26 protein-coding genes are annotated in these 25478 nt (G+C 70.2%); 16 read left to right on the top strand and 10 right to left on the bottom strand.

Annotated features, from left to right (window positions below):
* Positions 1-81: 81 nt before the first annotated feature.
* Positions 82-432 (top strand): antibiotic biosynthesis monooxygenase family protein, encoded by a 351-nt coding sequence (locus ACFC8N_RS25350; protein WP_376289974.1) that lies wholly within the window; start codon positions 82-84, stop codon positions 430-432.
* A 143-nt stretch (positions 433-575) separates the two neighbouring features.
* Here the strand turns inward: ACFC8N_RS25350 and ACFC8N_RS25345 are convergent, their stop codons facing one another.
* The 3 genes from ACFC8N_RS25345 to ACFC8N_RS25335 all read right to left on the bottom strand — a co-directional run bounded on the left by ACFC8N_RS25345 (position 576) and on the right by ACFC8N_RS25335 (position 2366).
* The gene (locus tag ACFC8N_RS25345) at positions 576-1286 is read right to left on the bottom strand and encodes a DUF4097 domain-containing protein (RefSeq protein ID WP_376289971.1); all 711 of its coding nucleotides are present in this window, start codon (positions 1284-1286) and stop codon (positions 576-578) included.
* 313 nt (positions 1287-1599) lie between these two features.
* Positions 1600-1914 (bottom strand): replication initiation protein, RepL2, encoded by a 315-nt coding sequence (locus ACFC8N_RS25340; protein ID WP_356029720.1) that lies wholly within the window; start codon positions 1912-1914, stop codon positions 1600-1602.
* Positions 1914-2366 carry a MarR family transcriptional regulator gene (locus ACFC8N_RS25335; RefSeq protein WP_071377350.1) on the bottom strand — a complete coding sequence of 151 codons (453 nt, stop codon included), beginning with the start codon at positions 2364-2366 and terminating at the stop codon, positions 1914-1916. The genes ACFC8N_RS25340 and ACFC8N_RS25335 overlap by 1 nt, the downstream gene beginning before the upstream one ends.
* A gap of 988 nt (positions 2367-3354) precedes the next feature.
* Here ACFC8N_RS25335 and ACFC8N_RS25330 point away from each other — a divergent pair.
* The 3 genes from ACFC8N_RS25330 to ACFC8N_RS25320 all read left to right on the top strand — a co-directional run bounded on the left by ACFC8N_RS25330 (position 3355) and on the right by ACFC8N_RS25320 (position 6582).
* Positions 3355-4620: a ParA family protein gene (locus tag ACFC8N_RS25330; RefSeq protein ID WP_376289969.1), complete on the top strand. Its 1266-nt coding sequence runs from the start codon at positions 3355-3357 to the stop codon at positions 4618-4620.
* Positions 4617-5852: a ParB/RepB/Spo0J family partition protein gene (locus ACFC8N_RS25325; protein WP_376289967.1), complete on the top strand. Its 1236-nt coding sequence runs from the start codon at positions 4617-4619 to the stop codon at positions 5850-5852. Before ACFC8N_RS25330 ends, ACFC8N_RS25325 begins: the two co-directional genes overlap by 4 nt.
* A 73-nt stretch (positions 5853-5925) precedes the next feature.
* Positions 5926-6582, top strand: a complete 657-nt coding sequence (locus ACFC8N_RS25320) for a class I SAM-dependent methyltransferase (protein ID WP_376289964.1) — start codon at positions 5926-5928, stop codon at positions 6580-6582.
* Here ACFC8N_RS25320 and ACFC8N_RS25315 read toward each other — a convergent pair.
* Complete coding sequence (locus ACFC8N_RS25315; RefSeq protein ID WP_376289961.1) at positions 6557-7453, bottom strand: helix-turn-helix transcriptional regulator; 897 nt, start codon at positions 7451-7453, stop codon at positions 6557-6559. The two genes, ACFC8N_RS25320 and ACFC8N_RS25315, sit on opposite strands and share 26 nt — an antisense overlap.
* Positions 7454-7567: 114 nt before the next feature.
* On the opposite strand from ACFC8N_RS25315, the gene ACFC8N_RS25310 reads away from it, so the two are divergent.
* From ACFC8N_RS25310 to ACFC8N_RS25255, 12 genes are all read left to right on the top strand, one after another.
* Entirely contained in the window at positions 7568-8266 is a 699-nt protein-coding gene (locus ACFC8N_RS25310) for an SDR family NAD(P)-dependent oxidoreductase (protein ID WP_356029701.1), read from the top strand.
* A 278-nt stretch (positions 8267-8544) separates the two neighbouring features.
* Positions 8545-9501, top strand: coding sequence for a hypothetical protein (locus tag ACFC8N_RS25305; RefSeq protein WP_362822247.1), 957 nt, complete (start codon positions 8545-8547; stop codon positions 9499-9501).
* Positions 9488-10366 carry a diiron oxygenase gene (locus tag ACFC8N_RS25300; protein ID WP_356029697.1) on the top strand — a complete coding sequence of 293 codons (879 nt, stop codon included), beginning with the start codon at positions 9488-9490 and terminating at the stop codon, positions 10364-10366. The genes ACFC8N_RS25305 and ACFC8N_RS25300 overlap by 14 nt, the downstream gene beginning before the upstream one ends.
* Entirely contained in the window at positions 10363-10608 is a 246-nt protein-coding gene (locus tag ACFC8N_RS25295) for an acyl carrier protein (protein ID WP_356029696.1), read from the top strand. Before ACFC8N_RS25300 ends, ACFC8N_RS25295 begins: the two co-directional genes overlap by 4 nt.
* Complete coding sequence (locus tag ACFC8N_RS25290; RefSeq protein ID WP_356029694.1) at positions 10605-11432, top strand: hypothetical protein; 828 nt, start codon at positions 10605-10607, stop codon at positions 11430-11432. The genes ACFC8N_RS25295 and ACFC8N_RS25290 overlap by 4 nt, the downstream gene beginning before the upstream one ends.
* A complete protein-coding gene (locus tag ACFC8N_RS25285; RefSeq protein ID WP_376289956.1) occupies positions 11432-12436 on the top strand; it encodes an NAD(P)H-dependent flavin oxidoreductase in 1005 nt (334 codons plus the stop codon). The genes ACFC8N_RS25290 and ACFC8N_RS25285 overlap by 1 nt, the downstream gene beginning before the upstream one ends.
* Positions 12423-13292, top strand: a complete 870-nt coding sequence (locus ACFC8N_RS25280) for an alpha/beta hydrolase (protein ID WP_356029692.1) — start codon at positions 12423-12425, stop codon at positions 13290-13292. The genes ACFC8N_RS25285 and ACFC8N_RS25280 overlap by 14 nt, the downstream gene beginning before the upstream one ends.
* A complete protein-coding gene (locus ACFC8N_RS25275; RefSeq protein WP_356029690.1) occupies positions 13285-13539 on the top strand; it encodes a hypothetical protein in 255 nt (84 codons plus the stop codon). Before ACFC8N_RS25280 ends, ACFC8N_RS25275 begins: the two co-directional genes overlap by 8 nt.
* Before the next feature lie 9 nt (positions 13540-13548).
* Positions 13549-14115, top strand: a complete 567-nt coding sequence (locus ACFC8N_RS25270) for a 4'-phosphopantetheinyl transferase superfamily protein (protein ID WP_376289953.1) — start codon at positions 13549-13551, stop codon at positions 14113-14115.
* A 28-nt stretch (positions 14116-14143) separates the two neighbouring features.
* Positions 14144-15640 (top strand): APC family permease, encoded by a 1497-nt coding sequence (locus tag ACFC8N_RS25265; RefSeq protein WP_376289951.1) that lies wholly within the window; start codon positions 14144-14146, stop codon positions 15638-15640.
* A gap of 44 nt (positions 15641-15684) precedes the next feature.
* Entirely contained in the window at positions 15685-17352 is a 1668-nt protein-coding gene (locus ACFC8N_RS25260) for a pyridoxal-dependent decarboxylase (RefSeq protein WP_356029686.1), read from the top strand.
* Positions 17353-17494: 142 nt separating this feature from the next.
* Positions 17495-18439, top strand: coding sequence for a chlorinating enzyme (locus tag ACFC8N_RS25255; RefSeq protein ID WP_362822252.1), 945 nt, complete (start codon positions 17495-17497; stop codon positions 18437-18439).
* A 66-nt stretch (positions 18440-18505) separates the two neighbouring features.
* Here the strand turns inward: ACFC8N_RS25255 and ACFC8N_RS25250 are convergent, their stop codons facing one another.
* From ACFC8N_RS25250 to ACFC8N_RS25225, 6 genes are all read right to left on the bottom strand, one after another.
* Positions 18506-19504, bottom strand: a complete 999-nt coding sequence (locus ACFC8N_RS25250) for a beta-ketoacyl-ACP synthase III (RefSeq protein ID WP_362822253.1) — start codon at positions 19502-19504, stop codon at positions 18506-18508.
* Complete coding sequence (locus tag ACFC8N_RS25245) at positions 19504-21276, bottom strand: fatty acyl-AMP ligase (RefSeq protein ID WP_356029681.1); 1773 nt, start codon at positions 21274-21276, stop codon at positions 19504-19506. Before ACFC8N_RS25245 ends, ACFC8N_RS25250 begins: the two co-directional genes overlap by 1 nt.
* A 66-nt stretch (positions 21277-21342) precedes the next feature.
* Positions 21343-22272, bottom strand: a complete 930-nt coding sequence (locus ACFC8N_RS25240; protein ID WP_356029719.1) for an alpha/beta hydrolase — start codon at positions 22270-22272, stop codon at positions 21343-21345.
* A gap of 22 nt (positions 22273-22294) precedes the next feature.
* Positions 22295-23329 (bottom strand): aldo/keto reductase, encoded by a 1035-nt coding sequence (locus ACFC8N_RS25235; protein WP_356029679.1) that lies wholly within the window; start codon positions 23327-23329, stop codon positions 22295-22297.
* A gap of 28 nt (positions 23330-23357) precedes the next feature.
* Complete coding sequence (locus ACFC8N_RS25230) at positions 23358-24353, bottom strand: ketoacyl-ACP synthase III (protein ID WP_356029677.1); 996 nt, start codon at positions 24351-24353, stop codon at positions 23358-23360.
* 8 nt (positions 24354-24361) lie between these two features.
* Positions 24362-25432, bottom strand: a complete 1071-nt coding sequence (locus tag ACFC8N_RS25225) for a ketoacyl-ACP synthase III family protein (protein ID WP_356029676.1) — start codon at positions 25430-25432, stop codon at positions 24362-24364.
* Between the last annotated feature and the right edge of the window lie 46 nt (positions 25433-25478).

Below are 25478 nucleotides of genomic sequence, written 5' to 3'. Positions count from 1 at the left end.
GATCTCCTCGTGCATCCGGTACGGCGGTGGCCGGCCTCGGTGCCGTGGGACAACAACCGATAGTGAGAGGAAGTACCGAAGATGGCCAAGCTGCAGAGCCTGGACCCGAATACGCCGATGTTCGCGCAGTTCAAGGAGAAGACCGGGCCCATCGTCCTCGCCAACACCTTCGTCGTCCCGAAGGAGAGGACTGAAGCGTTCCTGGCCCTCTTTCGGAGGCAGGCGGCGTTCATGAAGGCTCAGCCGGGATTCGTCTCCCTGCAGATGCACCAGGGAACGGCGGACAGTCAGCTTCTGATGAACGTCGCGGTCTGGGAATCGACCGAGGCTCTCGCCACGGCGTTCGGCAGCCCGGAGTTCCAGCGCATGGTGGCCGAGTCCCCCGACGACATCGTGTCGTACCCGCACATCTTCGAGCAGATCGACGTATGACACAGCAGTTGTAGAGGCAGGACCGTGTCCCCCTTTGCGGCCCTTCCCCTCCGGGATGACGACCTCGATGCCGCGCCTGCCGGCAGAGTGGTGCAAGAGGGGGAGGCGGGGGAGGGGGACCGGGGCCGAGACGGCTACGGCTCTTACTGGCCTGCCGGCTTCACGGTCAGGTCACCGTTCGTCGTCGACAGATCCAGGCTGTACTTGCCTGACGGGTCATTCTTGAACGCCACGCTCTTGTCACCGTGGGAGTCGTCCGCCGAGATCCGGTACCTGGCGGGCGGTGCCGTGACCGTGAGGCTGCCGCTGGTCGTGCGGACTTTGATGTTCTGCGGGGTGGCCGTGCGGATCGTCACCTCGCCGTTCGATGTCTGTGTGTCGATGCCGCCGCCCTTGACGTCCTTGACGTCGACGTCGCCGTTGGACGTGCGCAGCTTCACAGGGCCCGTCGCGTCGGCCACCGCGATCTCACCGTTGCTCGTGTGCACGTCGACCGTGCCGACATCGGTCAGGGTGAGGCCACCGTTGGACGTGCCTCCCGTCACCGGAAGGCCGGCAGGCACTTTGACGACGTAGTCGACACCGCAGTCCTCGCCGCAGCCGGAGAGGGTCAGGACGCCGTTCCTGACCTGGAAGGACGTGCCACTCGGCTTGTCACCACGGTAGTTGACCTTGCGGTGCACGGAGGTCGTGGAGGCGTCGGCCGAGGCGTCCACCTTCACATTTCCGTTCTTGCTGTCGAGACGGATCGAGGTGACCTTCTGGGGCACCTTGGCGTCGTCCTCGAAGGTCTTCTCCTGGCCGAGAGCCGAGCACGCGGACAGCCCGCTGACTGTGAGAGCGGTCAGGGCCACTGCCGTAAGGACACGTGTCTGTGCGCTTCGCATGAAAGTCCCCCGTGTGAAGCGAGTTGAATCGTTGATCAGTCACGACGATCCTACGGAGCCACACCCCCGCTTTCACTGGGGGAAACCCCCCGGAACCAGCACCCGAGAGCGACGGGGACGTGGTCGACAAGCTCACGGACAGGTCGTAAGCGGAGGGAGGTGGGGGCCCACTGTGCCGTTACGGATTCCTGGGTCGTCGCCCTTGCCGCTGGGGCAAGCGGAACGTTCCTGAGAACGTGCCTCATGTACGTGACGTCAATGAGGCACGCTCTCCAGGACGTCAGGTCGCGGCGCGGCGCAGCGGGACGACGACCCTCTCGCCCAGGCGCTTGGGGTCGAGGCGGTAGTACTTGATGTGACCGATGCGCTCGGTCTCCTCCAGCCAGCCGGCCTCGATGACCTGCTTGCGGGTGCGGGAGAAGACGGGCGGGGCCATGCCGACGAGCTTGGCCAGGTTGGCGGCGGTCTCCAGGATCGCGCCGGACCGGTCGGTCGGGTGGAGGGCGTACAGCATGACGACGAGACGCTGGTTGGCGCTCATGCCCGCCGTCTTCTCAAGCAGTTCGAGGTTCTTCTGCTTGTCGTCGCTGCTGATCACTGGGCCTCCCACCGTGCAGGGATGTTGTCGTTGAATCCGGGGATGTCGGGCGGGTTGCACGTCTTTACGGCTTCACGCTGCTCGATCCCTGTGCCGTGGAAGGCGATGTACGGGCTGATCCGGTACAGATTGTAGTTGCCGATGCGGCCACGCACGACCAGGATGCGGTGTTTGGCCAACTTCCTGTTGATCTTTCCCACGGCATCTGTGGACATCCCTACACGTTTGGCGATGTCCGCACCGGTGGCGCGCAGCGGCTCCATTCCCTCGGGTGACACACCGATCCACCAGAGGATGAGGAACTTCTGACTGGGTGTGAACGCCTTGGACTCGGTGATCGCCTCGACGCGCGCCTTGTCGACTTGGGTGTGCCTCCCGGAGAAGGCGTATGGCGCATAGGGGACCGGCTCGCCCGTGTCGGCGTCGACCAGTCTGCGAAGTGCTCCCAACGGGCCCTCCGTGTATGGGGGGTGTTTGGCGGTCAATGAGGGACGACCCCTGAGGCCGACCAGATGAACCTAACGTACATGAGCAGGAAGTCAATTAAGTCCGCCTGTCGGCCGTGTCGACTGTCGTCGCGCTCAACACCCGTACCCCTCCGACGCGGACGCTCCCCGGCCCGGCTCATGTACGTCACGTCAATCTGCCACGGCTGTAGGGACTGGGTACTCAGTTCCTACGATCGTGGTGGCAGTTCCTACGATCGTGGTGGCAGTCGACAGGATCGTGGTGCTCAGTTCCCTGGAACCGGGTGTACGTCCGAGGGATCTTGGTACCCGGTTCCGTCGATCGCCCTCCGCTGTTGCAGGAACTGCCTGGCAGTTCCTGGGATCTGGGTCACCTCATGTGTTTATGCAGGTCAAGTGGCGTTTGCCGAGTGCGCTCTCTTACCCTTGTCATCAGTCGTCAAGCCCGTCCCCGGATCATCCGGTTTGATGCCCAACAGTGGGACCCACCGGCCTCAGCCCCGCGGAGGGTGAGCCACGTCCGTCCCGCGCTCCACCCCTGGGCGAGCCATGGTCGAGCGCACGGTCGGCGGCGGGGCCGCGCACCCACGACCCCGCCGCTTCCCGGCGCGTACGGCCTTCGTCACGACGAAAGGGATTCGCGCCGGGAAGTGGTGGGGCAGCGGGGTCCAGGGGCCGGCGAAGGCCCCTGGTACCACGCAGCCCCGCCACTGGCTCCGACGAGCGAGGCCGGGACGCCGACGGGTGGGATGCACGGACGAGGTGGTGCGAGGGGTCTGTGACCCGCACCCGGCAACGGACACGGCAGGAGAGGTCTGCGCGCGGGCTGCCCGACCCATGGGCTCGGGGCCGTTGACGCCGTTGCCGGGGTCTGAGGCGGGGTCTGAGCCGGGTTCTGACGGTCCCCCAGAGATCGCCAACTAACGTGTCGGTGCTTGTAAGAATCGCGGACGTTAGTAAGGTGTCGTCCATGAGTTCGCCAGCCACTTCCAGCGACCGCGAGAAGGTCGTCTCCAAGCTGCCGGGATGGCTCCGGCAGAACCTCAAAGTCAGGGCTGCCCAGCACGGGATCGAGATCCAGGCGGCCGTCGAGCAGGGCATCCGGGACTGGTGCACCCTCGCCTCCACACCGCCCGCCGTCGACACCTCCCGCTCCGACTCGTTCTCCACCTTCCTGCCGCCCGGCCAGTGGGACGAGTTCCGTCAGATCGCCGCCGAACGCCGGGTGTCGCTCATCCAGGGCCTGGCACAGTCCGTCCAGCTGTGGCTCGACTCCAACCCCGCGCCGGACGTGGAACGCCCCGAGAACACCCGTCGCATCATCGTGTGCAACCAGAAGGGCGGCGTGGGCAAGACGGCGATCACGGCGGGTGTCGGTGAGGCACTCGCCGAGGACGCCAACAGCCTGCACGCCGTCCGGGTCGCCAAGGCGCTCGCCGAGGCCCTGCGGGCGAGTGACGCCCACTCCGACGATGCGCCGGGCGGTGAGGACCCCCTGAACATCGAGAGCCTGCCCGGGCTCGGGCTGCGGGTCCTGCTCGTCGACTTCGACCCGCAGTGCCACCTCACCAACCAACTCGGGGCGGCACCCCTCCCGATGAACGGCGACAGCCTCACCAACCACATGGCGGGCGACCCCAAGGGCGACCTGCGTGACCTCATCGTCTCCATCGACGACGAGACGTTCGACGGCCGGCTCCACCTGCTGCCCGCCTGCAACGACGCCTTCCTGCTCGACGTCCGCCTCTCCGCCGTACGCGCGAGGGAAGCCGCGCTGGAGCGTGCGCTCGCCCCGCTCGAAGCCGATTACGACGTGATCCTCGTCGACTGCCCGCCGAGCCTCGGCCTGAGCATGGACGCCGCCGCGTACTACGGCCGCCGGCGCGACGGCGAGAAGCTCGGCCAGTCCGGTGCGCTGATCGTGGTGCAGGCCGAGGACAGCTCCGCGGATGCCTACGAACTGCTCACCACCCAGATCGACGATCTGCGCGGCGACCTCCAGGTCGACATCGACTACCTGGGCATCGTGGTGAACCTCTACGACTCGCGCCGCGGGTTCATCGCCACCTCCTCGCTCCAGGGATGGATCGACATAAAGGATCCCCGGGTCGTCGGACTCATCGGCGATCTCAAGGAACAGAAGGAAGCAGTGCGGATGAAGCGGCCCCTGCTGTCCTACGCCCCCAAGTCACAGCAGGCGATCGGGATGCGCGCGCTGGCCAGGGAGATCGTATGAGCAAGGCCGATCAGCTGGGAGCCGGACGCTTCGGCGGGGGAGTGCGCCCGGTCAGCGCGCGCCGCCAGGCCGTGGCCGCCGCCACCGGGGTGCCCACCGAAGGGGTCGCCCCGCCCACCGAGCTCCCGCCGCACCGAGTGAGCCTGAACCCGGACAACCCCCGCTCCACCCTCGGTGATCTGACCGACCTCACGGGCAGCCTGAAGACGCACGGCCAGAAGCAGGCGATCACGGTCATGAACCGCGACGCCTACATCAAGGCCAACCCCGAGCGCGAGGCCGACCTCGAACCCGACACCACCCACGTCGTGATCGACGGCAGCAGCCGTCTCGCCGCCGCCCGTGAAGCACGGCTGGCCGCCGTGAAGGTGATGGTGAGCGACGACCAGGGCGCCAACTCCGAGGAGCTCCTGGAGTCCGCCCTCGTCGCCAACATCCACCGGAACGACCTCGGAGAACTCGACGAGGCACGGGCCCTGCGGCGGCTGCTGGCCATCCACGGCAGCCAGACCGCGCTGTCCAAGCGGCTCCACCGCTCCCAGGGCTGGGTGTCACAGCGCCTCGCCCTGCTCAACCTGACCCCCGAACTGCAGAGCCGCGTCGGTGACGAGCCCATCGACCTGCTGCGGGCCGTGGCCAACAAGCCGCCTGCGAACCAGGTGACGGCGCTGCGGGAACTCAAGGAGGAGCGGGCCCGGCGGGAGGAGGAGAAGCGCAGCCGGAAGAAGGCACCGGAGAGTTCCGAAAGTCCGCAGAGTCTGCCGAGTCCGCAGATCCGGGACAGCCGGGAGGCGGAGAGCGGGGCGCCGGAGCCGGAGGGTGAAGTGCCGGGTGCGGAGGCGGAGGCGCCGGTGGTGGCCGCCCTGGAGCAGCCGGACGAGTCCGAGGACCAGTACGACGACACGGCGGGCGACGCCGAGCCGGACGTACCGGCACCCGCCGCCGATGAGGCGGATGCGCAGCAGCCGGTACCGGAGCCGCGGGCGGAAGCGTCCGTCCCCCGGCTGCGGGCGGACAACCAGACCGGCACCCGGGTGCGCACGGTGCCGTACAACGAACCCGGCACGCTCGCCATGCTCCTGGACAGGAACATCGAGAACGACGACACCTTCTTCGACCTGCTCCGGTTCCTGAGCAAGAAGGGACGGGAACGGGATCCCGCCCGGCTTGCGGAGCTGGCGCGGTCCTTCGCCGAACGAGCCGCCGGACAAGCCGCCGTACAGGGTGAGTGATCTGTAGGGAACGAGCACGAGGGCCGCACCCCGTGAGGGGCCGGCCCCTGCTCCGGTGCTAGCTTCCTTCTCCGTGACGGAGCACCAGGACGAGACCAGGGCGGCCTACGACGGGGTCGTCGAGCTCTATGCGTCGAAGTTCGCCAATCGGCTGGAGACGCACCCGTTCTCGCGGAACATGATCGGCACCTTCGCCGAGCTGGTGCGCGCGACGGGGAACCCGCGGGCCGCCGATGTCGGGTGCGGGCCCGGTCATCTGACGGCCATGCTGCACGACCTGGGGCTGGACGCCTTCGGGCTCGACCTCTCGCCGGGCATGGTCGACCATGCCCGGCGGGCCCATCCGGCGCTGCGGTTCGACGAGGCGCGGATGGAGGCCCTGCCGGTCGAGGACGGCGCGCTCGGCGGCGTGCTGGCCCACTACTCGATGATCCACACCCCGCCCGGGGAGCTGCCCGCGCTCCTTGCTGAGCAGGTGCGTGTCCTGGCGCCGGGCGGCCTGCTCCTGGTCTCGTTCTTCGCGACCGACGGACCGGAGCCGGTCCGCTTCGACCACAAGGTGACGCCCGCCTACAGCTGGCCGGCGGACCGGTTCGCCGAGTTGCTGGCCGGGGCCGGGCTCGTCCCGTTCGCCCGGCTGCTCCACGATCCGGCCACCGAACGGGGCTTCCTCGACGCCCACTTGCTGGCCCGCGTCCCCGGCCTCACAGGGCAGCCGGCGGGCCGGTGACGGTGGTGAGCCGGAGCTTGGTCTCGTCCTCGCTGCCGGGCACGGCGGTCATGATGACGATCTTGAGTTCGGAGTCGCCGTCGGTCAGGACGTCGCAGTCCACCGTGACCGGGCCCACCGAGGGGTGGTCGACGGTCTTGTGGTCCTCGCGGTGCGCGGCCACCTCTCCGGTCGCCCACAGCTCGGCGAACCTGCTGCTGCCCGCGTTCAGATCGCGGATCAGCGAGGCCAGGCGGCTGTCCCGGGGGAAGCGGCCGGTGGCGCGGCGCAGGTCGGAGACGACGGCTGCGTCGATGGCGTCGGGGTCCTCCTCGGTCACCGGCCACAGCGCGATGGGGGTCCCCCCGCCTGGGCGGAGCCGGGAGTGGGGGAGGGCGGGGCCGTTGTCCACCGGGAACCTGTCGCGGGCGAAGTTGCGCAGCCGCGGCGGCGCGGCGGAGGGGTCGCCCAGCAGGGCGGCCCACCCGCGGTTCCACCACACCAGTTGCCAGTCCGCCGCGAACACGGCGACCGCCACGTCCCCGAGGCGGGCGAGCACCCGCTGCACGCCGGGCGGGAGATGGTCGGAGATCGTGCCGTCCGCCGGTGGTACGAGCCGGGCCAGCCGGTAGAGGTGGTCCCGCTCGGCGGTGGACAACTGCAGGGCGCGGGCCAGGGACGCCACCACCGATGCCGAGGGTGTCGTGGCCCGCCCCTGTTCCAGGCGCACGACGTAGTCGACCGACACCCCGGCCAGGTCGGCCAGTTCCTCGCGGCGCAGCCCGGCCGTCCGGCGCCCGCGGGCCACCGGCAGCCCGGCGGCCGACGGGGGCAGTCGGTCCCGCCACGTGCGGATCATCTCGCCCAGTCCGGTTCCGGGTGTCGCCGACATGATGTCCATCCTCCCGCATCCCGGGTCGTGCAGAGGGGCGCGAGGGTGGTACCGGTCGTCCTACCGTCGGAGCGTCCCTGGTCCGGCTCCGGCGCCCGGACCAGCATCGAGTGCATGACGATCACCTTCATCACCGGAGCCAACAAGGGTCTCGGCCGCGAGACCGCCCGCCGTCTGATCGAGTGCGGCCACACCGTGCTCGTCGGGGCGCGGGGCCGCGAGCAGGGCGAGGAGGCCGCCGCCGCGCTCGGCGCACGCCACGTCCCCATCGACGTGACCGACGACGCGTCCGTGGCCGCCGCGGTCGCGGACGTCGCCGCGCACGAGGGCAGGATCGACGTCCTGATCAACAACGCCGGGGTGCACGGCCCCGTAGGCGACCCCGGCGACCTCACCGCCGCCGACGCCCGCGCCGTCCTCGACGTCAACGTCATCGGTGTCGTGCGCACCACCACCGCGTTCCTGCCGCTGCTGCGCCGCTCGGACGACCCTGTGATCGTCAACGTCAGCAGCGGGATGGGCTCCCTCGCCCTCACCCACGACCCCGGCCGGCCCGAGTCACACGTCGTCGCGCCCCTGTACACCGCCTCCAAGGCAGCGCTCACGATGCTGACCACGCAGTACGCCAAGGGACTCCAGGGCATTCGTGTCAACGCCGCCGACCCCGGCTACACCGCGACCGACCTCAACGGTCACAGCGGCCCCCAGACCGTCACCGAGGGCACGGACGCGATCGTCCGCCTCGCCACCGAGAAGCCCGGCGCGGGCACCGGACGCCTCGTCTCCCGCCACGGGGAGACCGCCTGGTCCTGACACCGCCCGTGCCGGATAAAGAGGGTGGGGCGCGGACATGGTCTTGTGCCCGGGAGTGGCGGAGAATCGTGGGTATAGATCAGTGACGAGTTGGGTCTTCATTTCTCCAGGCTGGATATGCGAAACGCATGAAGGGGCGTGCGGAAATACTATTCCGCATTGCGATCTCCGGCTGATACCTTCGGGATCGTCGGTTCCGATCAGTCAGTGCGGTTTTCTGCCGGGAGGGATGGTCCTTGTCACCCAAAGCTGTGGCCGAAATAGCGTCCTGGGGGGACGTGGCGGATTCCATTGAATTCGTTCCCGCCGAGTACTCCAGCAAGACCCGGCCCGAGTCTGCGGCGCAGGAAATGCTGAGGTGTGATGCCGTTGACATCGATACGCTGGTCGGTGCGGGCTTGCCCTTCGATTACCGGTCGGGCGTGCGCTATTTCGACCTGAATGATCTGTACAACCTCGGCATGTATTCCGGCCGGTCGAACACGCAGCCGGAGCTTGCGTTTCGTATGCTGTTCCGGTTCGCCGGCCGTTCTGTCGAGGATCTGCTGGTCCCGAAGTCATGGGATTTCCGGGTCCAGTTGGAGTGCGCCGAGTGCGACGGGGTCGCACCGTGGCGGTTCGAGGCGCCCGATGTCGTCCGGTTCGGGGGGCGCCTCGCCGATGTGTCGGCGCCGCAGGCGAGCGCGGGGACGGCCGAGTACGCGGCGACCGTCACGACGACGGGCGTCCGCAGCCCGCTCGTCTCCACCGCGCTGCGGCAGCTGACCCGCGACTACCTGGAGGCCGGCTACCGCTGGCAGATGGTCCCTGTCGCCATGCAGGCCGACTACGAGTTGGTCCATCGGCTGGGTGCGACGAGCTGTATCGCGGCGAGTCTGCTCCTGGCCGAGCGCTTCAGGGCGGCCGGGTACCGGGCGGAGGCGAAGCGGGGCTGGTTCTGCGGCGTGCTCGGCGGCGCCCTCGATCTGCCGCACGCGTGCGTGGAGGTCGAGGACGACGACGGCGTGTACAAGACCGTCGACATCGCCAAGGCCCAGCTGGCCGCACGTCTGTCCCCGAACACCCGGGATTTCCAGGAGCTGTGCATCGGGTCGATCTACAACAAGGTGATTCCGTCCACCGCGTCCGGTAACGCGCCCCTTGCTTACCACGAGTGTGGATCAGCGTCGCCGGTTCAGGTGCGCGCGGATATTCAATCGGCGCTTGGAAGGACGAGTGAAAATGGCGGTACGTGAAGTAGAACCGGTCGTGCTCGATCTGGGCCGGTTGGAGAATCTGGCCGAATCCGGCTACTACAACCCGTACACGATGTTCGACTGGCCCGAGTCCATCGAGCCGGAACTGCCGTGGATGTCGGAGAACCTGACCACACTGGCCGGCACGCCGATGTGGGACGAGCTGACCCGCGAGCAGCAGATCGCGCTGACCAAGTACGAGTCGATCAACTTCTTCAGCCTCAACATTCACGGCATCCGTGAGCTGATGAGCGAAGTGGTGATGCGGATCCACGAGCCGACCTATGCGAACGTCTCGGAGTTCCTGCACCACTTCATCGGTGAAGAGAACGAACACATGTGGTTCTTCTCGAAGTTCTGTCTGCGCTACGGCGGAAAGCTGTATCCGGCGCAGCCGTCGCTGAAGGCGGGCTCCGTCGACCACCTTTCGAAGGTGGCCCGCGAGATGATCGTGTTCGCGCGCATCCTGATCTTCGAGGAGATCGTCGACTACTACAACGCGAACATGGCGACGGACCAGTCGCTGCCGCACATCGCCCGTGAGATCAACCGGGTGCACCACGTGGACGAGAGCCGGCACGTCGCGTTCGGCCGGATGGTCTTCACCGGCCTGCTCGACCAGGTGGTCAGGCGGGACCCGGACGAGGTTCCGGTGGTCGCCGCGTACCTGGAGGACTACCTGCAGTACAGCATCGCCACCCTCTACAACCCGGCGGCGTACCGGGACGCGGGCATCCCGGACGCGCTTGCGCTGCGGCGGCGCGCCCTGACACACCCCGCACGGGTGGAGGCGCACGACCAGGTACTGAAGCGGACGAGGAGGTTCCTCTCCAAGTCGGGCGTGGGACGGGAGGCGATCAAGTGACGACCGAGCCGATGCAGGCCGTCCGGGAATTCATCCTGGAGCGCAATCCCAAACTCGACCAGTTGTCCGACGAGCTGGACCTGATCGACAGCCGGGCCATCAACTCGCTGGCGTTCATCGAATTCATCTTCCTGCTGGAGGAGCTGACCGGTGAGCCGATCGATCCCGAGGACCTGAACCTGGACGACTTCCGCACGCTCAAGGCACTCGAAACCCGATTCTTCACGAAGGAAGCGGCATGACGACAGCGACCAGCAACGGGCTGGAAGTCCTCGACGGCACCCAGCTGCGCCTGCTGCGGGCGATCGACGCGGTGTTCCTGCGGCTGGCCGGGGACTGGCAGGCCCCCGAGTTCCGGTTCCCGTTCCTGATGCGGTGCAAGGACCTCGACACCTTCGACTACTACGACAACTTCCCGCACCTGGGCCTCGCCGCGACCCGGCTCGACCCGGCGCGCCTGTCCGCGGAGCTGGCCACCACGTCCCGGCCGGTCGAGCGGATGCCGGCCGAGGTGATGGAGACGACCGCGTTCGCCCTGCCCTCGGCGGCCTGCTACTCCATCTACGTCGACCTGGCCGGCTCCGAACTGCCCGCCGACGGCGTGCTGCGCACCACCGTCGGCACCTGCTTCCGCAACGAGGACCACTACGAGGGCCTGCGGCGCCTGCTCGGATTCTCCATGCGCGAGATCGTCTGCATCGGACCGGAGCACGCGGCCAAGAGCCATCTGGTCCGGGCCAAGGAAGCCGTGGTGGCGCTGTGCGCCGAGCTCGGGCTCGAACTCCGCATCGAGGCTGCCACCGACCCGTTCTTCGACAAGAACAGCGGCAAGGCCAAGATGCAGCGCCTCTTCCCGGTCAAGGAGGAGTTCGTCGTCGGCGGGCTCGCGATCGGCTCGGTCAACTACCACCGGAACTTCTTCGGCGACCGCTGCGGGATCCGGGCCGGCGACGACACGGCGCACACCAGCTGCCTCGCCTTCGGCCTGGAACGCTGGGTGCACACCCTGACCGACCGGTTCGGCAGCGCCGACGCCGCGGCGTCCGCGGTCGAGAGCCTGAACTGATGCGTGCCACCGCGGCCGGGGTGCTCGGCCTGGAGGTGAGCCTGCTGCAGTCCGGGATGGGCGGTGTCGCGGGAGCGGAGCTGGCCTGCGCGGTGTCCAACGCCGGGGCGGCGGGCTGCGCGGGCGGCTACAAGCTGGTCGGCGGCGCGCTGTCGGCCATGCTCGGCCGGCTCACCCGGGGCACCGACCGTCCCGTCGGCGTGAACCTGATCCCGGAGGTGGTCGGGCCGGACGAGCTCGACCGGCAGGTGACGCAGGTGCTCGACGAGACACCCGAGCGCGTGCACCTGTCCTTCTTCGGGATGCCCGACGACGCGGTGTTCGAGCGTGTCCGCGCCGCGGGACGTCAACTCGTCGTACAGATCGGGACGGTGGAGGACGGGCTGCACGCGGCCGCGCACGGCGCGGTCGTGGTGGCACAGGGCATCGAGGCGGGCGGACACCTCCTCGGCACGTCGCGGCGGGACGCGCTGGTGGCCGCGCTGCGCGACCGGCTGCCCGACGCCTGTCTGGTCGCCTCGGGCGGCATCGGCTCACCCCAGGAGGCCGCACGGGCACTGGCCGCCGGCGCCGACGGGGTGCTGCTCGGCACCGCCTTCGTCGTCGCCCACGAATCGCGGGCCCACGCCCGTTTCAAGTCGGCGGTGACCGGCGCCGACGAGACCGACACCGTGATCACCGACGTGTACGAGATCGGGTGGCCGGGCCGGCGGCACCGCGTGCTCGCCACGACCGTCACCGCCGACCCGGAGCAGCCCGCGAAGTTCATCGGCAAAACGGTGGTCGAGGGCAAGCCGTACCTGGTGCCCCGCTTCAGCGCGGCGGTGCCCACCGAGGCGACCAGCGGCCGCATCGAGGAGATGGCGCTGTACTGCGGCCGGTCCTGCGGCGCGATCTCCGACGAAGTCCCGGCGGCCGAGGTCGTCGCCATGTTCGCACCGGTCCTCGCGGGGACCGAAGTCGTCAAGACCAAAGAGAGGGCGGAAAGTCATGTCGGCCGATGAAGCGCACGGCGACTACTACCACGACCTGAGCTATCGCGAGGGCGCACCACGGATCCGCACCAGGGAGGGCGTCGAACTCTACTGCGAGTCCGCGGGTGAGGGCATCGCCATCACGACGCTCAACAACTTCTTCTTCACCGCTCCGTTCTGGCGGGACTACACCGACGAACTCGCCAAGCACTACCGCGTCGTGAGCTACGACCTGTGCAACCACGGCCACTCCACGCGGCTGGAGCAGGAGCCGACCTGGGAGGAGCACGCGGCCGACCTGGTCGGGCTGCTCGACGGGCTGGGGATCGACTCGACGTACCTGCTCGCCTCGTCGGCCTCCACCCAGCTCGCCCGTGACGTGGCCCTCGCGTACCCGGACCGGGTCCGGGGCCTGGTGCTGGCCGGACCGGTCGTCGGCCCGCAGATGCGGCGTCACCGGATGCTCCAGCGGGCCTGGCTGCGGACGTTGAACAGCCATGACATACCCGTGCTGTTCAGCCACATGTACCCCGAGTTCGTCAGCACGGCGATGATCGAGGAGTACGGCGCGCCGGGCTTCCTCGGCCTGCGGGAGAGCTTCCTGGTCATGTCGACGCCCGAGGAGCTCAACAACGGCCTGACGCTGGCCCAGCAGGGCGACGCCAGCTCCGAGCTGCTGACCCGCATCCAGGCGCCGACGCTGATCGCCCTCGGCGACGACGACATTCTGCTCGGCCCGACGGCGGGCCACGAGCTGGCCGCGCTGTTCCCCAACGGCCGCTGCGCGATCATGCCGAAGGCCGGCCATGTGCCCTTCCTCGACGACCCGGAGGGCTTCCAGGAGCTCGTACGGAAGTTCATCGACGAAGCGGAAGCGAATGTCTGACACGGCCGTGGCGGTACGGCAGCGGATCCGCGAGCTGCTGGTCGATGTGTTCGGCGGCCCCTCCTTCGTCAGCGGAGTGCACGACGCCGTGTCGCTCCGCGAGGCCGGGGTCCCTTCCACCGCGCTGGTCGCCCTGCTGGTCGCGATGGAGGACGCGTTCGGTTTTGAATGGGACGACGACGTCCGGCCGGAGGTGTTGCGCTCGATCGATTCGCTGGCAGGCCACGTCGTGGCGCTGCGCAACTAGGGCGCCACGGTGACCGCCCAGCCGGCCGTGCCCTGGGGCGTGGCACCGGGAATGTCCGTGCGGACGTCTTCGGTGCCGCCGCCCCACGGGCCGGCCGAGCAGTTCACAGCCGGTCGCCGTGCGGCCGCCGCGGCACTGGCCGCGGCCGGGTCGACCGAGCGGACGGTGCCGCGGGCCAAGGACGGCAGGCCGCTGTTCCCCCGAGGGTTCGCCGGTTCGATCTCCCACAGCGGCCGGCTCGCGGTCGCCGCGGTGGTCCCCGGTGCCGAGGCGGTCGGCGTCGACATCGAGCCCACGGTCATCACCCCCCGTGTGGCCGCGTTCTGCCTGCGGGAACAGGAACGGCGCCGGCTGCTCGCCCCCGTCGGGTCCTACACCGCGCGCGACCTGTTCGCCGCCAAGGAAGCCGCGTTCAAGGCGATGAACTGCCTCGGCACGCTGGGGGAGTTCCTGTTCTGGCAGATCCGCCTCAGCCAGTGCGACGGCGCGTTGACCGCGACGTACCGCGGCGAATCGGTCCCCCTGTGGATTCGCGCGGAGGCGGATCTCTCGTTCGCCGTGGCGATACGGCGCTGACGTTCACTGTCCTCACCTGGAGACCTTCATGACCGGCACACCCCTGCCCGAGGGGGGCGCACGCTTCCAGCGCACGCTGACCACCCCGAAGATCGTGTTCATCGTCATCGCCGCGGCCGCCCCCCTGGCCGCGATGCTGTTCACCGTCCCGCTCGCCTTCGCCATCGGCACCGGCCCCGGCGTGCCGGCGATGTTCCTCTTCGCGGGCCTGACCCTGCTGTGCTTCTCCGCCGGCTACGCCGCCATCGCACGGCGGATCAGCCACATGGGCGGCTTCTACACCCACATCGCACACGGCCTCGGCAAGCGTGCGGCGGGCGGGGCGGGACTGCTCGCGGTGCTCGCCTACAACGCCGCCACGGTCGGGGTCCTCGGCGCCTTCGCCTACTTCACCCGGAACGTGGCCGCATCCCACGGGCTGGACCTGCCCTGGCAGGTGTGGGCGGGACTCGGCCTGCTCCTGGTCGCCCTGCTCGGCTACCGGGAGGCCGAGATCAGCGCCCGGCTGCTGTCCGTCTGCATGGTGTGCGAGATCGCCATCCTGGTCGCGCTGGACATCGCCGTCCTGGCCCGCCACGGCGGCGCGGCGCTGCCTTCCGCCTCCTTCGCCCCGCACGACGTGTTCGCCCCCGGGCTCGGCGTCTCCGTGATGTTCGGCTTCGCCTCCTTCCTCGGCTTCGAATCCGCCGCCCTGTACGGCGAGGAGGCCAAGGCACCGCACCGCAGCGTGCCCCGCGCCACCGTCATCGCCGTGCTGGCCGTCGCCTCGTTCTACGCCCTGACCAGCTGGGTCGCCGTCGGCGCCCTCGGGCCCGGGCGGGTACGCGCCGAGGCCGGCAGCCACCTCGGCGACCTGTTCTTCCGGCTCAGCGACGGCTACCTGGGGCGCCCGGCCACCGTCACCATGCAAGTCCTGCTGTGCACCAGCCTGTTCGCCTCCTGGCTGGCGCTGCACAACGCCGCCAACCGGTACATGTACGCCCTGAGCCGCGACGGGCTGCTGCCGGCCGCCCTCCACGCACCGCACGCGGGGCACGGCTCCGTGCACCGGTCCAGTGTGGTCCAGACCGTCTTCAGCACGGTGGTGGTCATCCTGTTCGCGGCCGCGGGTCTCGACCCGTACGTGAACATGTCGACCACCATGCTCGGTCTGGGCACCCTCGGCATCATCCTGCTGCAGGCCGTGGCCTCGGTGGCCGTGATCGGCTACTTCCGGCATCGCGGTGAGGGACGCTGGCAGACCGTCGTCGCGCCGGCGCTGGGCGCCCTGGGGCTGATCACCGCGGCGGTTCTGGTGGTGTGGAACTTCGACGTGCTGACCGGGACCACCGACCCCGTCGTCACCGACCTGCCGTGGCTCCTGCTGATGGTCGGTGGCCTCGGCTTCGCCCTTGTCTCCTGGCTGCGCTCGGCCCGCCCGGACCGGTTCGCGCGCCTGGGCGGCGTCACCGTGTCCGTGCCGGCGCCGCCGCCCACTGCCCCGGCCGGGGAGCCCTCCGGCAGCCTCTCCCAGGCGGCGCCGTGACACCGGCCCGACCCGGGAGCCGCGCAGTGAAAGGACCAGCTCCAATGGCTCGTGAACCCGAAACGCATGCAGACATACCCTTCGGTCCCGAAGACACACCGTGGCAGAAGACCTTCAGCGGCCTGCGGGTCGTCGGCGGCCGCCCCTACGGCACACCCCCGTCCTCCGACCCCCGGGCGGCCTACATCGGCGTTCCCGAAGTACCCCATCACAAGGTGCAGTTACCGCCCACCGGACTGGATCCGGAGCAGTACACCGAGGCCGAGGCGCTGTTTCGCAGGCACATCGACACCCAGACACGCAACTTCGCCGGCTACCAGGTCACCAGCGCCCTCGACTACGAAGAACGCCTGGGGCACTACCTCAACCGGCACCTGAACAACGTCGGAGACCCCTACCAGTCCAGCTCGTACACGCTCAACTCCAAGGTGCTCGAACGGGCCGTGCTCGACTACTTCGCCTCACTGTGGCACGCGAAGTGGCCGCACGACCCGCAGGACCCCGAGTCGTACTGGGGCTACGTCCTGACCATGGGCTCCAGCGAGGGGAACCTGTACGGCCTGTGGAACGCCCGGGACTACCTGTCGGGCAAGCCCCTGCGCACACACCACCGCGAGCCGGGCCGTGCGGCCTCGGAGCAGGCGCCGCGCGGCGAAGGCCCGCACGCCCTCCATCCGGTGGCGTTCTTCTCCGAGGACACCCACTACTCGCTGACCAAGGCCGTACGGGCGCTGGACATCGACACCTTCCACGCCCTGGGCTCCACGCGCTACCCCGACGAGAACCCCCTCGCACCGGGAACGCCCTGGCCGCGGGAGGTGCCCTCCACCGAGCACGGCGCCATCGACGTCGGTCAACTCGCCGTCCTGGTACGGTTCTTCGCCAGCCGCGGCTACCCGATCCTGGTCAGCCTCAACTACGGGTCCACCTTCAAGGGCGCGTACGACGACGTCGAGGCGGTCGCCCGCACGGTGCGCGGCATCTGCGCCGAGTACGGGCTGGACAGCCGGCGCGTCCACCGCGGCCGCGGTGAGGGCGGCGACCACGACGAGCGGTCGGGGTACTGGCTGCACGTCGACGGGGCACTCGGCGCCGGTTACGCGCCCTACCTGGAGATGGCCCGGGACGTCGGCATGGTGGAGCAGGCACCGCCGACCTTCGACTTCCGCCTCTGCGACGTGCACTCGCTGACCATGAGCGGCCACAAATGGATGGGGACGCCGTGGGCGTGCGGGGTGTTCATGACCCGCACCGGACTGCAGATGGCCCCGCCCAAGGCATCGGAGTACATCGGCGCCACGGACACCACCTTCGCGGGCTCACGCAACGGCTTCTCCTCGCTGCTGATGTGGGACTACCTGGCCCGTCACTCCTACGACGACCAGGCCCGGCTCGCGGCCGAGTGCGACGCCCTGGCCGCCTACACGCACGAGCAACTGCTCGCACTGCAGGAGCAGTTGGGCCATGATCTGTGGGTGGCGCGCAGCCCGCAGTCGCTGACCGTACGGTTTCGCCGGCCGCACGCGGACATCGTCCGCCGCTACTCCCTCTCCAGCGAGACCGTGCACGTCGACGGCGCCGCGCGCACCTACGTCCACCTGTACGCGATGCGCCACCTCACCCGGCAGCTCGTCGACGAACTCGTCGACGAGCTGCGCCGGCCGGGCGCCTTCCCCCTCGCGGCCCCACAACCGACGACATCCGCGGTCTGACCGGGGCCACCGGGAAGGCCTCCGAAGCCAGTCCACCCACAACGGCGAAGGCGGTCCACGTGCTCCCCAGGCATGTGGGCCCCTTCTTTTCCGCAGCCGGCTCACGTCGTCGAGGCGTCCCGAGCCGTCACCGAGGAGAGACATGTCCGCTCAGCCACACGACTTCCGGTTCACCGCACAGGAGCTGGCGGAGTTCCACCGGACCGGATACGCGGGCCCCTTCACGCTGTACGAGCCCGACGAGATCGAGCGGCAGTGGGCCCGGACCCGTCAGGACCTCCTCGACCGCAGCGGCGCGGTGTACCGGGACGAGTCCGACGGCTCGGGGGCGGCGAACCTGTGCAACTACGACCGGCACCTCGACAACGCCTTCCTCGCCGACCACATCACCCAGCCGCGCATCGTGGACCGGGTCGCCTCGGTGCTCGGCCCGGACGTGCTGTGCTGGCGCTCCGACTTCTTCCCCAAGTACGCGGGGAACGAGGGCACGGACTGGCACCAGGCCGCCACCTTCGCCAACGCGTGCGGCCGCCCCCAGATCCAGTGGCCGCGGGGCGCCGGCCCGGGCGGCTGCCTCACCGTGTGGTGCGCCTTCACCGACGCCACCGCCGACATGGGCGGCCTGCAGTTCATCCCCGGCACCCACCGCACCATGCACTACGACGAGACCAAGCGGATGCGCTACGACCCCGAGCGGAACGTCTCCCTGGTGAAGAACGGCGTCCGGCGCGGCTTCTTCGGCTACGACTACCGCGAGCTCCAGATCGACCCGGACTGGCAGCCGGACGAGTCGAAGGCCGTGTCCGTGGACGTGCGGGCCGGGCAGTTCGTCATCTTCTGGTCGCGCCTCATGCACGCCTCGCATCCGCACACCGGCCGCACCAGGCGGATGCGCATGGCCTTCTCGGCGCGCTACGTCCCCACCTCCGTGCGGGTCTACCCCGGCGTCTCGGTGGTCGAGGAGTACGGCGGCCGGGCGAGCCTGGACCGGTACGCAACGGTGCTGGTCAGCGGCGAGGAGCGGTACGGCCACAACCGGGTCGCCCGGCACACCACCAAGGGCCACCCGTTCCGGCGCCGGCCGTGACGCGCCGAGGCGACGGTGCCGCCCCGGGGGAGGGGCGGCGCCGTCGCCTCGGCAGTGCGGCCCCGGTCAGGGCAGGGCCACGACCTGGGCGGCGTGGGTCAGGCCGGCGCCGAATCCGACGAGCAGGGCCAGGCCGCCGCTGGGCACCGCCCCCTGGGACAGCAGGTGGTCCAGGGCCAGCGGGATCGACGCGGCCGAGGTGTTCCCGGCGGTCTCGACGTCCTTGGCGACGACCGTGTGCGGGGCGAGGCCCAGGGACCTGGCGGCGGCGTCGATGATGCGCGCATTGGCCTGGTGGGGGACGAACGCGGCGAGGTCGGCGACCTCGACGCCCGCTTCCGCCAGGGCCTGTCGGGAGATCTCCGGCACGACCCGGGTCGCCCAGCGGAACACCTCGGGTCCGGCCATCCGCAGATACGGCCAGGGGGCCTGCCCGTCCCGGACGTCCAGCCAGCTGCGGTCATGGGCGATCACGTGGTGCCGCTCGCCGTCGGACCCCCAGACCACCGGGCCGATGCCGGGTTCCCGGGACGGGCCCACCACCACCGCCCCCGCACCGTCGCCGAAGAGGAACGCGGTGCCGCGGTCCGTCGGGTCGACGATGTCGCTCATCTTCTCGGAGCCGACCACGACGACGTTGCGGGCGTCACCGGAGCGGACCAGCGCGTCGGCGAGGCCCAGGGCGTAGGAGAAGCCGGAGCAGGCGGCGCCGACGTCCAGGCTGCCCGCGCCGCGGGCGCCCAGCAGACCGGCGACGCGCGGTGCCGCGGCCGGCGCCTGCTCCAGGAAGGACATGGTCGCCACCAGCACCATGCCGACGTCGGAGGGCTGGATGCCCGCCTGGGCCACCGCCTTGCGGGCCGCCTCCGCCGCCATCGTGACGACCGTCTCGTCCTCTCCCGCGAACCGCCGCGAGGCGATCCCCGAGCGGCGGCGGATCCACTCGTCGCTGGAGTCGATACGGGTGCAGATCTCGTCGTTGCCCACCACCCGGGTCGGCCGGTACACGCCGGTCCCGAGGATGCGCGCCCCGGGCGAGCGCTCGGGCAGCCGCAGGGCGCCCATCACGCCTGCACCCCGGCCGGCGTCGCGGCGGGCACGCCCACGACGGGCAGGCCGCCGTCCTCGTAGCGCCGCTTGCACGCCCGGCGCTGCACCTTCCCGCTGGACGTCTTCGGCACGGCCCCGCGCCGTACGACGAGCACGTCGTCCGGGGTGATCCGGTTCCGTTCCCGTACGGCGTCGTGGACCCGGCGGGAGATCTCCTCGGCGCCCAGGGAGTTGAGGAGCCGGCCGTCGGCCTCGACGACCACCACGAGCCGCTCGCGCGCCCCGTCCTCGACGGAGAAGGCCGCCGCGCAGTTCGGGTGCGCGCCCGGTACGGCCAGTTCGGCGGAGAGCTCGATGTCCTGCGGGTAGTGGTTGCGCCCCTTGCGGATGATGACGTCCTTCAGGCGCCCGGTGACGAACAGCTCGCCGTCGCGCAGGAAGCCGAGGTCACCCGTGCGCAGATGCGGTGTGCCGGACAGCTCCGGGTCCGCGGTCCGGGCCCGGAACGTCTCCTCGGTCGCCTCGGCGCGGCCGTGGTACCCGCCCGCCACGCACGGGCCGTCGACCCATATCTCGCCCACCTGCCCGTCGACCAGGAGCCGGCGCGTGGCCGGATCCACGATCCGTACCCGGGTGCGGCCGACCGTGCTGCCGCTGCCGACCAGGGGAACGGCGTCGGCGGCGCGGTCGCCGACGGGCTGCGCGGTGCCGTTGCGCAGGGCCTCGGCGGACAGCCACAGGACGGTGGGCTCGCGGTCCTGGCGGGCGCCGGTCGCCTTCAGCGTGTTCTCCGCCAGGCCGTAACCGGGGCACATGGCCCGCGGGTCGAAGCCGTGCGGAGCGAACGCGTCGGCGAACGAGCGGATGGTGGCCCAGCGCACCGGCTCGGCGCCGTTGGCCGCCACCCGCCAGCGGGAGAGGTCGCCGACGGCACCGGTCTTGCCCTCCGCGGCGGCCCGTACGCACAACTCGTAGGCGAAGCTGGGCGCGGCGGCGTGTGTGCCGCCGAACCGGGCGAGCGCCTCCAGCCAGCGGGCCGGGCGCCGGATGAAGGCCTCCGGGGCCATCAGATACGACGGGATGCCCGCCCACAGCGGCATGACGACACCGAAGAGCATCCCCATGTCATGGAAGAGCGGCAGCCAGTTGACGACGGTGCCGTCCGCCTCGCACGGCCACAGCTCGTCGGTCTCGACCACGTTGGCGAGGAAGTTGGCGTGGCTGACCCTGACACCCTTGGGGTCGCCGGTGGAGCCGGACGTGTACTGGAGCAGCGCGATGTCCTCGGGACCCGGAAGGGCCGGTCCGACGGCGTCCGGGTCGTAGCGCAGCGTGTCGGTGGCGACCAGCGTCAGACCGTCCAACTCCGGCATGTCACCGAAGCGTTCGCGCACCTCGTGCGCGACCTCCGCGGTGGTGAGCACGGTCGAGGTCCCGGCGTCGTCGGCGATCCGGCGCAGCCGCTCGACCTCCTCGCGGCGCCGCGGCACCTGGACCGGCGCGCTGGCCACGCGCGCGTACATGCAGCCCAGCAGGGTCCGGACGAACTCCAGGCCGGAGGGGTAGAGCAGCAGGGCGCTGTGCCCCGAGAGCCCCTCGGCCGCGAAGGCGGCCGCCCGCGTGCGGGCGGCGCCGTGCAGGCCCCCGTAGGTGAGTGTCTCGTGGGGGTCCTCGCCGTTGCGCAGGAAGACATAGGCGGTCTGGTCGGGCTGCTGCTCGCCGCGCAGCCGCAGGGCGTGCGCCAGCGTGTCCACGTCCGCGGTCGGACGCGGTCCTGTGATGGTCACGGGTCGGAACTCCTCATGGATGAGGGGACTTCGAGCGGGGTGAGGTCGTCGGGGCCGGTGCCCGCGCTAGCGCGCCATGGGCACCGGGGCCAGCATCTGTTCCAGGGCCGCCAGCACGTTCTTCGTCGCCGCCGCGGCGGCCGGGACGATGTCGGCCATGAGGAGATATCCGTGCACCAGGCCCGGAGCGGGCACGTGGTGCACCTCGACGCCGTCGGCGGCCAGCCGCACCGCCAGCTCGACACCTTCGTCGTGCAGCGGGTCGAACTCGGCCGTGCCGATCACCGTGGGCGGCAGCCCGCGGTGATCGGCGCCCAGCAGGTCGATCGCCGGGTCCGTGCGGTGCGCGGGGTCCGGCACGTACTGGTCGTAGTACCAGCGCAGGTCGTCGACCTCCGAGAGATACCCCGAGCCGTATGTGCGGACGGACTGCGACCGTAGCTCCGGATCGGCCGGCGGGTACACCATCAGCTGCGCGGCGAACCGAATGCCGCCGTGGTCGCGGTGGTGCATCGAGATCCCCATGGCCAGGGCCCCGCCCGCACTGTCCCCGGCGATCACGTGGTGGCGGCCGGGGAAGGTGCGGTCCGCCCACTCGGACGCGGCGATGCCGTCCCGGAGCGGGCCGGGGTGCGGATGCTCCGGCGCGCGGCGGTAGTCGACGGAGACGACGACCGCGCCGAGTACGGCGGCGACACGACGGCAGACCGGGTCGTGCGTGTCGACATCGCCGACCGTCCAGCCGCCCCCGTGCAGGTACGTCACGAGACGCCCCCGGTCGGTGGGCGGCAGATACGTCCGGACGCCGAACTCGCCGTCGCCGCCGTCGATCAGCTGGTCCTTCGTCTCGATGCCGGCGTCCCGCGCGGACGTGCCGCGCACCTGGGCGGCCTGCGCGGCGTAGCGGTCGCGCAGGCGTGCCACGGGGAGCGCGCGCGCCGGTTCGGGCCGGCCGCCCGCCTGCCATTGGATCAAGGCGTGGACGAAACGGTCCATGGCCAAGAGGGCTCTCCTTGAGTCACACCAGCGGAGGATTCAACGGTTTGAATCCGCGCAGCCGGCTGTACATGTGGTACGGGTACGGCGCGGTGACCGAGCTGGCCTTGTCGAGCCGGGACAACTGCTCGGTGTCCAGCTGCCAGCCGATCGCGCCGAGGTTGTCCCGCAGCTGTTCCTCGTTGCGCGCACCGATGATGACCGTCGCCACGGTCGGCCGGGTCAGCAGCCAGTTGAGCGCCACTTGAGGCACGGTGCGGCCGGTCTCCGCGGCGACGTCGTCGAGCACGTCGACCAGGTCGTAGAGCCGCTCGTCGTCGATGGGCGGCGCGGCCGCGGCCGTACGGTGCAGCCGGCTCGCCTCGGGCAGCGGCTGCCCGCGGCGGATCTTCCCGGTCAGCCGGCCCCAGCCCAGCGGGCTCCACACCACCGCGCCGATGCCCTGGTCGTGGGCGAGCGGCATGAGCTCCCACTCGTAGTCACGGCCGGCCAGCGAGTAGTAGACCTGGTGCGCCACGTACTTGGGGAAGCCGCCCCGGTCCGCGGCGGCCAGCGACTTCATCAGCTGCCAGCCGGCGAAGTTCGAGGCTCCCACGTAGCGGATCTTGCCGGCGCGGACCAGGTCGTCCAGGGCCGCGAGCGTCTCCTCGACCGGGGTGCCCGCGTCGAAGACGTGCAGCTGGAACAGGTCGATGTGGTCCACGCGCAGCCGGCGCAGCGAGCCCTCGACCGCCTTGATCAGCCGGGACCGGCCCGTGCCCATCTCGCCGGGCCCGGGGCCGGTGGGGGTGCCCGTCTTGGTGGACACCAGCACCCGGTCCCGGCGTCCCGCGATCGCCGCGCCGAGCAGTTCCTCCGACGTGCCCTCCGAGTACACGTCCGCGGTGTCGAACATCGTCACACCCGCGTCCAGACAGATGTCGACCATGTCCCGCGCCTGCCGTGCGTCGGTGTCGCCCCAGGCGCTGAACAGGCTGCCGCGGCCGCCGAACGTGGCCGCGCCGAGACTCAGGACCGGAACGTGCAGGCCGGAGGCTCCGAGCCGTCGGTATTCCATGACCGTCTCCTCTCCACGGACCGCGCGGTCACCAGTCGATGAGCGTGAGGGACACGGCGAACCCGCCGCCCATGCCGAGCATCAGGACCTTCTCGCCCCGGCGCAGCGCCCCGGAGCGGGCCGCCTTGTCGAGGGTGAGCGGGACCGACGCGGAGCCGACGTTGCCGAACTCGCCGACCGTGCGGTGCAGCGTGGCGCCCGGCAGGTCGAGCTTCGACCACAGGTCGTCGAGCATGACCCCGTTGGCCTGGTGCGGGACGAGGTGGGCGATGTCGGCCGGCTGCACCTCGCAGTCGTGCAGGAACTGCTTCACGAGCCCGGGCACCGTGTTGACGATGAAGTCCCGGACGGTGCGCCCCTCCATCGAGAAGTACTGCAGACCGGCGGCGTGCGCCTCCGGGTCGTGCGGCCGCCTGCTGCCGCCCGCCGGCACGACGACGAGGTCGGACATGTCGCTGTACATGTGGAACGTCGTCGTGCGGATCCCGCGGTCGGCGTCGCCCGGGCCGATGACCGCGGCGCCGGCGCCGTCGCCGAACAGGATCACGGTCTTCTTGTCGGCCGGATCGAGGATCTGCGAGTACAGGTCGGCACCGATGACCAGCCCGTAGCCGCCGGACCTGGCGATGATCCCGTGGGCCACGTCGAGGGCGAAGGAGAAGCCGGCGCAGACCGCGTTCAGGTCGAACGCCGAGACGCCGGGCGTGGCCCCGCCGAGGTTCTGGTGCACGAACACCGCGGTGGCCGGCTGCTTGTGGTCCGGGGTCGAGGTCGCGACGACGATGGTGGACAGCTGGTCCGCCGTGATCCCCGCGGCGTCGAGGGCCCGGCGCGCGGCGCCGGTGGCGAGGTCCGAGGTGGCCTGCCCCGGCGCGGCCCAGCGGCGCTCGCGGATGGCGGTCTTGCGTACGATCCAGGCGTCGTCGACCCCGGCGGGCGTACCGACCTCGGTGTTGGAGACCACACGGTCCGGGACGTACGACCCGGTGCCGAGTATCGCGACAGGTGCTGAAGGCACAGGCATCGGCGGACTCATTCCGTGACGTCGGCGGGCAGGGCGAAGTCCGTGGTGGCCTCGGACCACTCCGGCACCGACTCGATCTCCAGCACCGCCACGGTCAGCGAGTAGCCGCCGCCGGCGCTGACCAGGAGCACCAGGTCGCCCTCGCGGACGTGCTTCTTCTCCACGATCCGCGCCACGCCCGCGAGCAGGTCGCCCGCACCCAGGTGCCCGGTGTAGCGGCCCCAGTCCATCAGCGAGCGGTCGGCCGTGATGCCCAGCGGCTGGAGGAACTGGGCGTCCATCAGACCGTGCCCCATGTTGGGCATCAGGATCTTGGCGAAGTCGTCCAGCTTGTGCCCGGTCTTGTCGAGCACGGAGCGGACGATGTCCTGCAGCGCCACCTCGGCGCGCTGCATCACCGACTCCTTGCCGACCTTGGCCAGGTACGACTTCTTGGGCGCGCGCAGATCGTCGACCTTGGGCTGCGGGGCGGTGGTGAACGGGTGGTTGCCGCGGTGCAGCGGCTCCAGCGAGGCGTCGGTGTACGACTCGATGGCGTGGACGCGGGCGAAGCCGCCGGCGGTGGAGAGCACCATGGCCGTGGCCCCGTCGCCGACGACGATGCCGTACGCGCCCCGCCAGCGGTCCATGCCGGGCAGGCAGAACCGGTCCGACGTGGTGACCATGGCGCTCGTCCCGCGGCCGGCCTGCAGCTGGGACATCGCCAGGTCCATCGCGACCATGCCGCCGTTCGACAGCTGCTGCACGTTCACCGCGAACGCGCCGCCGGTGACGCCCAGTTCGCGCTGGATGTACGGGGCGGAGGTCCAGCAGTAGTCACGGCCCTGGTGGTACACCGACGCGTGCACGAGCACGTCGAGCCGGCCGCCGACCACGTGCGCGGCACGGTCGAGCGCGCGCCGCGCCGCGTATGTCGCCATGTCGGGAACCGAGGTCTCGTCCGCGACGACCGGCAGGCAGAGCATTTTGTTCTCTTCGAAATCCTCGGCAGCGTACTTGCCGTCGGCCACGGCTTCTCTGGCCGATTCGGCGGGCGGAATCCAGGCGGCTGCCGACGTGATGTAGACAGGAGCGGTCATTCTTCATTTCCTCCGAGTTCGATGCCCGCGGATAGAATTCCTCCGC

This window comes from Streptomyces sp. NPDC055966 (assembly GCF_042269865.1).
GTDB lineage: Bacteria > Actinomycetota > Actinomycetes > Streptomycetales > Streptomycetaceae > Streptomyces.
This window is presented reverse-complemented; position numbering and strand designations above follow the sequence as displayed.